Origin of the sequence: Winogradskyella sp. (assembly GCF_028289625.1) — a bacterium.
Lineage (GTDB): Bacteria > Bacteroidota > Bacteroidia > Flavobacteriales > Flavobacteriaceae > Winogradskyella.
In genome coordinates, this window is the sequence record NZ_JANQOM010000086.1 from 54,329 (window position 1) to 66,651 (window position 12,323).

The 12,323-nt window shown below is 34.5% G+C and carries 10 protein-coding genes; 7 read left to right on the plus strand and 3 right to left on the minus strand.

Going from position 1 to position 12,323, the window contains the following annotated elements:
- Positions 1 to 12 precede the first annotated feature (12 nt).
- Positions 13 to 1,827, plus strand: coding sequence for an acyl-CoA dehydrogenase family protein (locus Q0992_RS16290; RefSeq protein WP_299526875.1), 1,815 nt, complete (start codon positions 13 to 15; stop codon positions 1,825 to 1,827).
- A 99-nt stretch (positions 1,828 to 1,926) separates the two neighbouring features.
- On the opposite strand, the gene Q0992_RS16295 is transcribed toward Q0992_RS16290, so the two are convergent.
- Entirely contained in the window at positions 1,927 to 2,733 is an 807-nt protein-coding gene (locus Q0992_RS16295; RefSeq protein ID WP_299526877.1) for a T9SS type A sorting domain-containing protein, read from the minus strand.
- A gap of 539 nt (positions 2,734 to 3,272) precedes the next feature.
- On the opposite strand from Q0992_RS16295, the gene Q0992_RS16300 reads away from it, so the two are divergent.
- The 5 genes from Q0992_RS16300 (at position 3,273) to Q0992_RS16320 (ending at position 8,776) form a co-directional block, all read left to right on the plus strand.
- Complete coding sequence (locus tag Q0992_RS16300) at positions 3,273 to 4,883, plus strand: nuclear transport factor 2 family protein (RefSeq protein ID WP_299526879.1); 1,611 nt, start codon at positions 3,273 to 3,275, stop codon at positions 4,881 to 4,883.
- Positions 4,884 to 4,973: 90 nt separating this feature from the next.
- A complete protein-coding gene (locus tag Q0992_RS16305) occupies positions 4,974 to 6,089 on the plus strand; it encodes a DUF6265 family protein (protein ID WP_299526881.1) in 1,116 nt (371 codons plus the stop codon).
- A 107-nt stretch (positions 6,090 to 6,196) separates the two neighbouring features.
- A complete protein-coding gene (locus Q0992_RS16310) occupies positions 6,197 to 6,568 on the plus strand; it encodes a hypothetical protein (protein ID WP_299526883.1) in 372 nt (123 codons plus the stop codon).
- Entirely contained in the window at positions 6,537 to 8,201 is a 1,665-nt protein-coding gene (locus tag Q0992_RS16315; RefSeq protein ID WP_299526885.1) for a M1 family metallopeptidase, read from the plus strand. The genes Q0992_RS16310 and Q0992_RS16315 overlap by 32 nt, the downstream gene beginning before the upstream one ends.
- Positions 8,202 to 8,203: 2 nt before the next feature.
- Positions 8,204 to 8,776 carry a YdeI family protein gene (locus Q0992_RS16320; protein ID WP_299526887.1) on the plus strand — a complete coding sequence of 191 codons (573 nt, stop codon included), beginning with the start codon at positions 8,204 to 8,206 and terminating at the stop codon, positions 8,774 to 8,776.
- On the opposite strand, the gene Q0992_RS16325 is transcribed toward Q0992_RS16320, so the two are convergent.
- On the minus strand, positions 8,777 to 9,505 hold the full coding sequence (locus tag Q0992_RS16325) for a response regulator (protein WP_299526889.1): 729 nt from the start codon (positions 9,503 to 9,505) through the stop codon (positions 8,777 to 8,779).
- On the minus strand, positions 9,502 to 10,578 hold the full coding sequence (locus Q0992_RS16330) for a sensor histidine kinase (RefSeq protein WP_299526891.1): 1,077 nt from the start codon (positions 10,576 to 10,578) through the stop codon (positions 9,502 to 9,504). The genes Q0992_RS16325 and Q0992_RS16330 overlap by 4 nt, the downstream gene beginning before the upstream one ends.
- 235 nt (positions 10,579 to 10,813) lie before the next feature.
- On the opposite strand from Q0992_RS16330, the gene Q0992_RS16335 reads away from it, so the two are divergent.
- Positions 10,814 to 12,323: outer membrane beta-barrel protein (locus Q0992_RS16335; RefSeq protein WP_299526893.1), on the plus strand; the 1,510-nt coding region annotated here is incomplete at its 3' end.

Sequence of the window (12,323 nt, forward strand, 5' to 3'; positions counted from 1 at the left end):
AACAAAATAAAAATGAGTACTACAACTGTTGAAAAAGACATTTTAAGAGGTGGGCAATTCCTTGTTAAGGAAACCAATTGTGAAGACGTATTCACACCAGAAGATTTTTCCGAAGAACAAAAAATGATGTTAGAAACCGTAAAGGAATTTGTGGACAGAGAAATCTGGCCTAACAAAGAGCGTTTTGAAAAGAAAGACTATGCCTTTACTGAAGAGATAATGCATAAAGCTGGAGAATTAGGATTATTAGGTATCGCAGTACCTGCTGAATATGATGGATTAGAAATGGGCTTTGTGTCTACGATGTTAGTTTGCGATTACATTTCTGGCGCGACAGGATCCATAGCCACGGCATTTGGTGCGCATACAGGAATTGGCACCATGCCAATCACCTTATATGGTACAGAAGAACAAAAACAAAAATATGTACCTGCCTTAGCAACTGGTGAAAAGTTTGGAGCCTATTGTTTAACGGAGCCAGGTGCAGGATCGGATGCCAATTCAGGAAAAACAAAAGCTGTGCTTTCTGACGACGGAAAACACTATTTGATTTCTGGGCAAAAGATGTGGATTTCCAATGCTGGATTTGCTGAAACTTTTATCGTTTTTGCTAGAATTGAGGATGATAAGAATATTACTGGTTTCATTGTAGAATTTGATAAGGACAATCCCAATGGCATAACCTTAGGTGAAGAAGAACACAAACTAGGTATTCACTCCTCCTCTACACGTCAGGTATTCTTTAATGAAACCAAAGTCCCTGTGGAAAACATGTTATCTGAGCGTGGTGGTGGGTTTAAAATTGCAATGAATGCACTTAACGTTGGCCGAATAAAATTAGCAGCCGCTTGTTTAGATGCACAACGTCGTGTTATTACAGAAGCTGTAAAATATGCTAATGAGCGTGTGCAGTTTAAAACTCCAATTGTGAAATTCGGAGCCATTAAATCTAAACTAGCTGAAATGGCTACAAGTTGTTACGCTGGTGAGTCCGCTTGTTATAGAGCTGCTAAAAATATAGAGGACCGTATTGCGATAAGACAAGAATCTGGGAACTCACATCATGAAGCGGAATTAAAAGGCGTTGAAGAATATGCCATAGAATGCTCCATTTTAAAAGTGGCTGTTTCAGAAGATATTCAGAATTGTTCTGATGAAGGTATCCAAGTTTTTGGAGGTATGGGATTCTCAGCCGATACACCAATGGAAGCTGCTTGGAGAGATGCTCGTATTTCCCGTATTTATGAAGGAACTAACGAAATCAACAGAATGTTAGCCGTTGGTATGCTGGTAAAGAAAGCTATGAAAGGTCATGTGGATTTATTGGGTCCTGCAATGAAAGTAGCCGACGAATTAATGGGCATTCCATCTTTCGATACTCCAGATTATTCAGAATTATTTTCAGAAGAAAAAGCGATTATCGCCAAGTTGAAGAAAGTATTCTTAATGGTAGCAGGTTCTGCAGTCCAGAAATTTGGTCCAGATTTAGAACAACACCAACAATTATTAATGGCTGCCTCAAACATTTTAATTGAGATTTATATGACAGAATCTACAATTTTAAGAACTGAAAAAAATGCTAAACGCTTTGGTGAAGAGGCTCAAACCCATCAAATCGCCATGGCAAAATTATATTTATACAATGCCATTGACATCATTACTAAAAATGCCAAGGAAGGTATAGTGAGTTTTGCAGAGGGAGATGAACAGCGCATGATGCTTATGGGCTTAAAACGCTTCACAAAATATACCAACATGCCAAATGTTGTCGCACTTCGCACTCAAATTGCGGATAAATTATCTGAGGAAAACGAGTACTGTTTTTAATCTAGTTTAAAGTTAGAGATGAAAAAGCCAATTCAATAGAATTGGCTTTTTTAATAGCTCTTAATCTTATTTTTTGTCAATGACAACAGGGTTTTATACTCAATAAAATAAAACCTTTTTAGAAACTGTTCCTGTATCTGTTTCAATTAAAACAATGTATGTCCCTTGAGACGGTCTATTGCTAAATTGTACATTAAGCTTTAAGGAGGCTTCATTTAATACATCCGTATGAATTAATTGACCTGCAATATTATAAACAGATAATTTCCTTAACGTAATGCTAAAAGGATTGCTTAATGTTAATGTATTTATATGACTGTCATAGTATATCTTGAACTTATCGATTTTATTTTCATCTATTGATAAAGAAGCTTCCGATGTTGAAAAGGCTAACACAAAACGGTCTAGGTATTCACCTGCTTCGGCATAAAACTCGTAGGCACTATTCCTTAAATTATGATAAGTGTCAAGTTCAGTATCATACAGATAAAGATTAAAATCATCAGAAATATTTTCTAGTGCGTCAATGCCTATGGTCGCAATACCATCATTAAGAATATGAAATCCTATTGGGAAATTAGTACTCTCATCTACTGCATTTGTTCCTTGGATTGTAAATAACTGATCTTCTATCAACCAGTACATATCTGCATAATCCGTTTCTAAGTAAGCGCCATCATAACCCCAATCAATACCAGGAGTTGCATTTTCATCTTCTGTTAATAATAACTGCCTGTGCATTGTGCTTGGGGCTGTAAAGCCTAACCTAATTTTACGCCTTAAATCATTTGTTGGTTGCTCTAAATCGAGTTTATCTTCACACATACCTATATTGTTAGTAGCATATACATGTGCTACAGTCAATAAAAACATCAACAAAGAGATAGATGCTATTTTTAGATTCAAACAATTCAATTAAGTTTAATTTAATGATTAATAGGCTAATCAAACTAAACCAATATTCCTTATACATGCTCAAATATTCGCATAAAAGCTCATATTTAGACGATAAACTTCCCTAGGATGCAAATAACTCCTATGAAATGCATAGCAATAGTTTGATTTAGTTCCGAAATTCTAAAAAGGGGTTAAAGTTATGCTAGTCAATAGCTATTAATTGACTCTTGAAGCAACATTGAAAAAAAGTCTCAAGACAGAAAATCTTGAGACTTTTCACTAACTAACTAAAATATGAAGATCAAAAAAATTACTCAGAATTGTTTATCAGGGCTTATTTAAATTTCCATTAAATATCAAGCTGATATTTAAACAATCCTAGACTATTCATATCGTTAAAACTACAAAATTAACGACAAAAAGGATAATTTATTCGACGAAATACATATATATTTTGTATTTTCTTACAAATTCAATTAAAATTCAATAAATGCACTAGCCTTAAAACTAGATAATCATTATATTTATTCCATCAATCTTGCTATATCATGAAATATTATTTTTTAATCCTATTTTCCCTACTCTTAACTACATATTCTTTATCACAATCTAATACCGAAATCTTTTTATTTGATTTAGATATCAAGACTTCCAAAATCGTGCTAACCAATGGCAAAAACATTTCAAATAACGAAGGCTATGACAGTCAACCTTCATTTATGAGCGGAGATAACGTACTTTTTGCGTCAACAAGAAATGGGCAAACTGATATTGCTCAATATCATATTGGTTATAAATCAAAAACATTTATTAATTATACTAAGGGCGGCGAATATACACCTCTAAAAATTCCAAATAAAAATGCGGTTTCTGCTGTTAGACTTGATGAAGATGGGAAGCAGCGTTTATACTCCTATAATTTGAGTAATGGAGAACCTACTGAACTTATAAAAGATTTAGTAGTTGCTTACTACACGTGGTACGACGATAACACAACGGTTTCTGCCGTAATTGAAGATGAACAATTAAATTTATTTGTCACAAACATTTCTGAAGGCAAAAGCAGAAAATATGCGACAAAAGTTGGGCGTTCATTTCATGGAATACCAAATTCAGACTTGGTTAGTTTCATTTACAAAGAAAGTGACAAACGATGGCAAATTCGTTCCCTTAATCCTTCAAACGGTATTACTAGACTTATAGCAAATACTATGGAAGGAGTTGAGGATATCTGCTGGCTCAATAATAGAACTTTATTGTCTGGAAAAGATGGCGTTCTGTATAAATTAACCTTAAAAAAGGATAACAACTGGAAAAAAGTTGCTGATTTATCATCGTATGGCATAACTAAAATTACCCGTCTTGCCATTAATGCAGAAGCCACAAAATTATTGATAGCTGGTGATTTAGGTTCAGGAAACTCAACTCAACAGGGTAGTACTAACTCCAACACAAACCCTGATGAATCTAGCACAGAACCTACAATAACTGAAACCCAAGCTTCGGCAGTGGTCCAAAAGCATATCGACCCCTTTAATGAAAGGCGATTGAATGCTTTCGCAAATGTCTTTGACGACAATGTTATAGTCAATCGATTCCCTAAGGATTATATGTACTCTGGCCGTAAAACGTTAAGAGATAATTATCGGCAATTTTTCAACAATAACAAGAAAGCCAATGTCAAGGTTCTTAACCGTATGATTTTAAAAAACAAAGTTATAGATGACGAATTGGTAACCATCAATAATTTAACCCTAAGACAAGCTACAATCTATGATGTTGATAAAGAGGATATTAACTCAATGACTTTTATTAGGAATAGAAAAACCACATCTAATCCAGAAACCATTGTTAATAAACAATTGGAGGCCTATAACAAAAGGGATATTGAAGAATTTGCTAAAACTTATGCCGATGATGTTAAACTCTATTTACTTCCTGATAATTTAACAACAGATGGAAATGAGGCTTTAAAAAAACGTTATGAGACGATGTTTAACTCGGTGCCAGATTTAAATGCTGAAATTATGAACAGAATTGTCTTGGGTAATAAAGTCATAGATAAGGAAAAAGTAACGATAAATGGGCAAATCTATTATGCGATAGCTATTTATGAAGTCAAAGATGGTTTAATTTCTAAAGTTACATTTATACAATAATTTTTTCTATTTGTCCACCTTTTAGCAATACCAAACGTTTTAATTATAAAACATCAGATGAAATACTTTATTAAATTTTTAATCTTCCTAATGAGTGTATTTGTTTATACCCAAGACAAAACCTTAGAACCCAAATTAGAGAACATTAAATGGATTTCGGGCACTTGGCATGGTGAAGCCTTCGGAGGCATTACCGAAGAGGTTTGGAGCGAACCCTCAGGAGGTTCTATGATGGCGACTTTTAAATTAATTGTTGATAATAAAGTTCAATTTTATGAAATTGAAGTTATTCGTGAAATCGAAAACAACCTTATTCTTCAATTAAAACATTTTGGAGAGGACTTAAAGGGATGGGAAACTAAAGATGAAACCGTAGACTTTCCTTTAAAATACATAACAGAGGATAAAGTTGTTTTTGAAGGCATGGCATTTGAAAAAGTGAATCCGACTGAAATGAATGTATATGTTGACATTGACAATAAAGGTAAGGTTGAAACCGTAAAATTCAACTACCGTAAAAAAGAAAACACAAAACCAATTAAACAACTTATAAACGTAAATTATGCCATCGAAAGCCCAATTATTGATGGTATTACTAACGAAGTTGTGTGGGAAAAAGCCGAATGGCATCCAATAGATCAACTTTGGTTGGGCAATAACTACTCGTCTGAAGATTTTGAAGGTCGATACAAACTGACTTGGACGGAAGAGGCACTTTATCTCCTAGCTGAAATTAAAGACGACAAGTTAAGGGATGTTTACAAAGACCCTTTAAAAAGTTGGTGGGATGAAGATTGTTTAGAAATATTTGTTGATGAGGATAATAGTGGTGGTGACCATCAATATAATCATAATGCCTTTGCATATCACGTCGATTTAGATGGTAATGTTGTAGATGTAAATCATACCAAAGAAGGTAAACTATATAACTCTCATGTTACTTCAGCTAGACGAACTGATGGAAATACTACGATTTGGGAAGTTAAGATTTTACTTTTTGATGATACTTATAAAGATGATACAGAAAACCAACCTGTGAAACTAGAATCAAATAAAAATATTGGTTTTGCCCTTGCCTACTGTGACAATGACAATAGTGAACATAGAGAAAATTTCATAGGATCCGTATTTATTGAAGGAGCCAATAAAGATCGCGGTTGGATAGATGCTAATATTTTTGGAACTTTAGTTCTTAAAACAGAATAAAACCAAGATTAGTTGCGTTTACAATAGTAGATTTAATTCTCAACTTATCAATGCTATAACCGCTCAAAATAATTCGCGAATATTAGTCGCTCATAAATTATAACAACATGAAAACTAAAGTTATAAAACCCTTACTTCCAGAACTATTCATCCTTGGCTCTATTGTTTATTATTGGATTGCGTCTTCATTACTTAATCCAATTGCCATAAGTCTATTATTAATTATGGGTTTTCAAATACTTAAACAGAAAGCTATTTCGGGCATCATCATTAGTGTCATTTTTATTCTTCTTAATTTATACATGGTATTAGCACTAATTTCTGAGCTATCGGAATTCAAGAATATTGACAGTGATTTTAATACCATGTTATTGGTTGGTGGACTTTATTTGGGCACGAATTTATGTTTAGGATTAGTAATGCTCATTAAATATTTAAAAAAAGCGAATGCAAAACAATTACACCAAACTTTATCTTAAATACTGTTTTTTCATTAGTGCATTTATTATTAATGGGAATCTTCAAGCACAACTACTTCAAAACAAATCTAATTTCACAAAGCACGATACTTTAAGAGGCAGTATAACTCCAGAGCGCAAGTGGTGGGATTTAAGTTACTATGACCTCAACATAAAGGTACAACCAGACAACAAATATATTGCAGGTTACAACATTGTACGCTACAAGGTTTTAAAATCTCACGATGTCATTCAGATCGATTTACAAGAACCATTAGAAATAACAGCAATCTCACAAGATAATGAGGATTTAAACTTTAATAAAATTGGTCCTGCCCATTTCATATTCCTTAAAAAGAAACAGGTTCCAGGAGAATATAATGAACTGTATATCCAATATGCTGGTAAACCAAAAGAGGCTGTAAATGCACCTTGGGATGGTGGCTTTTCATGGAAAAAGGATAAAAATGGAAAGGATTTTGTCGCAACATCGTGTCAAGGTTTAGGTGCTAGTGTTTGGTGGCCAAATAAGGATCATATGTATGATGAAGTAGATAGTATGCGCATTGCCGTCGACGTGCCTAAAGATTTAATTGCTATAGCTAATGGACGACTTCGAGACACTTACGAATATGAATACGGTGGTTATAAATTATATGAATGGTTTGTATCTAATCCCATAAACAATTATGGCGTAAACGTTAACATTGGAGATTACGTTAATTTTTCTGAAGTTTATAAAGGGGAAAAAGGAGATTTGGATATGGATTATTGGGTCTTATCCTATAATCTGGATATCGCTAAAGAACAGTTTAAAGATGCACCAAAAATGATGAAGGCTTTTGAGCATTGGTTTGGCCCCTATCCCTTTTATGAAGACAGTTTTAAGCTAGTAGAAGTCCCATACTTAGGTATGGAACATCAAAGTTCGATAACTTATGGCAATAAGTATATCAATGGATACCTAGGTAGGGATTTATCTCGGACAGGTTGGGGTTTAAAATTCGATTTCATAATAATTCATGAAGCTGGTCACGAATGGTTTGCCAATAATATAACCAATAAGGATATTGCCGATATGTGGATTCATGAAAGCTTTACAGCGTATTCTGAAAATCTTTTTTTAGATTATCATTATGGCAAAGAAGCTTCTGCCGATTATGTAATTGGTACTCGCGCTAATATTCAAAATGACAAACCAATAATTGGACCGTATAATGTCAATAAAGAAGGATCTAGCGATATGTATTACAAAGGAGCCAATATGCTGCACACCTTACGTCAACTTGTTGAAGATGACGGCTTATGGCGACAAATACTTAGAGGATTAAACGCTGAGTTCTATCATCAAACAGTGACAACTAAACAGATTGAGGACTATATAAGTAAAAATACCGATAAAGACCTAACCGCTTTTTTTAATCAATATTTAAGGGATGTTCGCATTCCAACACTCGAGTATAAGATTAAAAATGGAGAGCTCAAGTTTCGGTACATCGACATTGTGGAAAATTTTGATATGCCGATTGAGGTGGAAATTGATGGTAAGTCAGAGTGGTTATTTCCTAATTCAGAGTGGACAACAAAATCTATAGAAGGTGATGATTTTAAAGTAGATAGGGATTATTACATTTATTCCAAAAAAGTTGAGTGATTATGGAATACCCAGAACTTTATTTTGAACGCGATACCGACTGGTATGACTGGTTATTACAAAACCATGATAAGCATCAAGCCGTATATCTCATCTTTTACAAGCTAGAGACCGGAATGCCTACTATGCGTTGGGAAGAAGCCGTAAAAGTAGCACTATGTTTTGGTTGGATTGATTCTACAGTTAAGAGCTTAGGTAATGGTAAACGAAGACAATACTTTTCGCCAAGGAATCCCAAAAGTACTTGGAGTGCCCTCAACAAAAAATATATCGCAGAACTTGAAATACAAGGCTTAATTCAAGAAGGAGGCTATAAAATGATTGAATTGGCTAAAACAACCGGAACATGGACAGCCATGGACGATGTTGAAAATGGTGTCATCCCACCAGAATTACAAAAAGCCTTTGATGCTAATCCAAAAGCTTTTGAAAATTATCAAAACTTTAGCAAAGGTTATAGAAAAAGTTATTTATCCTGGTTGAATAGTGCAAAACGCGAAGCGACACGAGAAAAGAGAATTTCTGAGATTATTAGGCTCTGCCATGCCAATATAAAAAGTCGTGACAGTTGGTAATTAAAACATTAGCTTCTTAATGTTATCCATATAACCTCTACTTACTCTTACAATGTCTCCATTTTTCATAGTTACATCATAACTTTTTGTGTATTTGTTAAGCTCCTTAACAGCATTGAGATTAATAATAGAAGAGCGATGTACTCTAATAAAAATAGAGTCATTCAGCTTTTCCTCTAATGTCGAAATTCCGTAATTACTCACATAAGTCTTACCCTCTGTAACGAGTTTGGAATAGTCCCCATAGGCTTCTATTCTAATGACTTCTTTTAAAGCCACAGTAACTAACTTGTTTTGGGTCTGAACTAAGATACGCTCTGGAAACTTTGGGGTATCCATCAACAGACTTTCGGCAAGAGGTCTAGCTTTGTTTTGTTCCACGTTTTGTTTTAATCGGTCTACGGCAACCTTAAACCTGTCCTTGGTATAGGGTTTTAGCAAATAGTCCACAGCATGGACTTCAAAAGCTTTTAAGGCATATTGATCATAGGCCGTAGAGAAAATTATTTGTGGTAATTCTTCTAGATGCGTTAGCACGTCAAAACCTGTCATTCCAGGCATTTGTACATCAAGAAACACCAAGTCTGGTTTAAATTCATTGATTATTTTTACAGCATCTACGCCATTATTGGCCTCACCAAGTAAAATTAATTCAGAATAATCCTCAAGATATTCTTTTATCAACTGCCTCCCTGCGGCCTCATCATCTACTATAACCACTTTTCTCATATAGCAAAAGATATTTTTAATCCTTTAGGCATATTATCTGATAAATTAAGCGTACTCTGGTACATTTTTTCTAAACGAAGTTTGGTATTAGTTAAGCCTATCCCCTTTTCAAATACAGAGTCTTTGTCTTTAACGCCTACGCCTGTATCTGAGATTTCAAAATGTAACTTTTCGTCCTTTTTAAAGATATTGATAGATATTTTTCCACCTTCAATCAGGGATGACAAACCGTGTTTTATAGAATTCTCAACAAGTGGTTGTAACAACATTGGCGGAATCATTTCATTCATTAATGGTGGTTCTACAGTAACCTCAACTTCTAATCGTTCCTGAAAGCGTTCTTTCTCCAAATCAAGGTATTTATTCACAAATTCCAATTCTTCATAAAGTGGTACTTTTTCTACTTGAGAAGCCTTCAATTGATATCTAAAAAGATCAGAAAGCTCCGCAATCAACTGCCTCGTCTTTTCATTCTGTGGTGGTACAGATGCGCTAATGGTATTAAAAATATTGTACAAAAAATGGGGGTTGAGTTGTGCTTTTAAGGCAGACAATTCACTTTTTAGTGCTACAGTCCTTAATTCACCTTCCAATCGGATTTTTTGCTGATTTTCTAAGTAATAATTATACGAATGAATAATCCCAAACTGAAGCGCATAAAACAAGGCAGGTATATAAATGTCCCATGCAGCTGCTGGTCCTCCCAAGTGCCCATAGCCAACCCAATCAGCCACTAAATAATAGATTTGCTGCCAGACAATAACAAAAACCGGCAAAAAAATCAAGTGCAATAATATCTTTTTGGCATAGGCCAATTTCTTTAACTTCCTTATTAATAACCACCATATAGGATAAGTCAGAATAGCTTTCAGAATATAATCCAAGCCTACACTATCCATAAACTCACCAAAATCTAATATTGATGTTTCTCCCTCATTCCAAGCTCTGCTGTTAACTGTGATTGCGGTATGATAGGCAAAAGCCCAAAACAGATAGAAAATAACGAAAATGGCTAGCTCTTCTATTTTAATACCAAGTAGGCGCTTTTTATAAAATGGTTGTTTAGTGTCCATAATTTTGTTTTCAACAAATTTAAAGTTAGTACAATTTTTTATGATACTCTAATCGACGAGTGGGCCTATAAGCAGTTAAATAGACCTTCCAATTCATCGCTTTATAGGGCGACTCGTCATTTATGAAGTGTTTTTCTCTTACTTCCGTTGCACTTTTGAACCATCAAAACAAATCAACTCACCTTCGCTTAGGCCTCGGTGAACAAATCAAAAAACGAACATAAATTCTAAGCACATGAAAACTATTGTCCAATTAACCGTATTGTTAATAACATCTTTAGCTATACAAGCGCAATCCAGCCTTTCCGGACTCGTCGTAGATGAGGAACTACAGCCCATTCCTGCTGCCATTGTGTCTGTTTATACTACAGACAAATCTACTTTTGTAAAGGCGGCTGTGGCAGAGGATAACGGTAAGTTTATAATCAAAAAACTAGCATCTGGAGACTATGTGCTTGTTGTAACAAGCCTCGGATTTGAAGATTATACTTCCGAAAAATTTACGCACTCTAATACCGCTAAGGACTTTGGCGTTATTAAGCTTAATCCTGCATCCGAAACTTTGGAAGAGGTGGTTATAGAAGCCGAAAAACCTATGGTACAGGTCATGGCAGATAAAACAGTTTTCAATGTACAAAATTCCATCAACGCAGCTGGAGATTCAGGTTTTGAACTTTTACGAAAAGCACCTGGTGTCATCATAGATAATAATGATAATCTCATTGTAGAAGGCAAAACCGGAGTTTTAATATACATTGATGATAAACCTTCCGTGCTAAGAGGTGAAGATTTAGTCAACTATCTTAAAAGTATTCAGTCCAGCGATATAGAAGCTATAGAAATCATTACACAACCATCTTCAAAATATGATGCAGAGGGCAACGCTGGTATTATCAACTTAAAGCTTAAACGCGACAAAAGTTTGGGAACCAATGGAAGTATAGCTTCTGGTTTAACCTATGGTGAATTTGCTAGGGTAAATAATTCGATATCCTTCAATAACAGAAGTAAAAAAACAAGCTTCTATGGTACATTTAGTAATCAGTTTGGAGAAAGTCTAGGATTTATAAATCTTTATAGACAACAAAATAACACCATTTTTGATGCACGTACCGAAACCATCTATGACAACGTAAACACTAATGCTAGATTTGGTTTTGATTGGTATACTAACAAAAAATCTACTTTTGGAATTATACTATCGGGTAACTTTTCTAATAACGACTCTTTTGCAGATTCTAGAACACCTATAATTCCAAATGGAAATACCAATCCTGAACAAGTTTTGGTCGCTGGTAGTGATACACAGAGTGATGTATCAAACTTGTATACCAATATCAATTATAAGTACAAAGGAGATAATGGCAGTTCCTTCAATGTAGACGTTGACTACGGTCGTTATTCGAGAGAACGCGAAAACTTTCAACCAAACCAGTATTTTAATGGCGACGAGTCTCAGATAATTAGTGAAACCATCAATTTTATGGTCACTCCTATTGACATAGATCTTTTTACTGCTAAAGTAGATTATGAACAGAATTTATTAAAAGGAAAATTAAGTTTCGGTGGAAAATTCTCAAAAGTCGTTACCGATAATCAATTTGATTTTTTCGATCGTATTAACGGCCAAGACATTTTAAATACTGAACGTACCAACGATTTTGAATACGATGAAAATATTAATGCCTTATATTTTAACTACAGTCGTCAATTCAAAAAATGGAATATCCAGTTCGGCCTCCGAA

Excerpts from the sequence above, each read along its gene's own strand:
- Q0992_RS16290 (WP_299526875.1), top strand. The coding sequence starts at position 13 with ATGAGTACTACAACTGTTGAAAAAGACATTTTAAGAGGTGGGCAATTC.
- Q0992_RS16300 (WP_299526879.1), top strand. The coding sequence starts at position 3,273 with ATGAAATATTATTTTTTAATCCTATTTTCCCTACTCTTAACTACATAT.
- Q0992_RS16330 (WP_299526891.1), bottom strand. The coding sequence starts at position 10,578 with ATGGACACTAAACAACCATTTTATAAAAAGCGCCTACTTGGTATTAAA.
- Q0992_RS16305 (WP_299526881.1), top strand. The coding sequence starts at position 4,974 with ATGAGTGTATTTGTTTATACCCAAGACAAAACCTTAGAACCCAAATTA.
- Q0992_RS16325 (WP_299526889.1), bottom strand. The coding sequence starts at position 9,505 with ATGAGAAAAGTGGTTATAGTAGATGATGAGGCCGCAGGGAGGCAGTTG.
- Q0992_RS16310 (WP_299526883.1), top strand. The coding sequence starts at position 6,197 with ATGAAAACTAAAGTTATAAAACCCTTACTTCCAGAACTATTCATCCTT.
- Q0992_RS16315 (WP_299526885.1), top strand. The coding sequence starts at position 6,537 with ATGCAAAACAATTACACCAAACTTTATCTTAAATACTGTTTTTTCATT.
- Q0992_RS16320 (WP_299526887.1), top strand. The coding sequence starts at position 8,204 with ATGGAATACCCAGAACTTTATTTTGAACGCGATACCGACTGGTATGAC.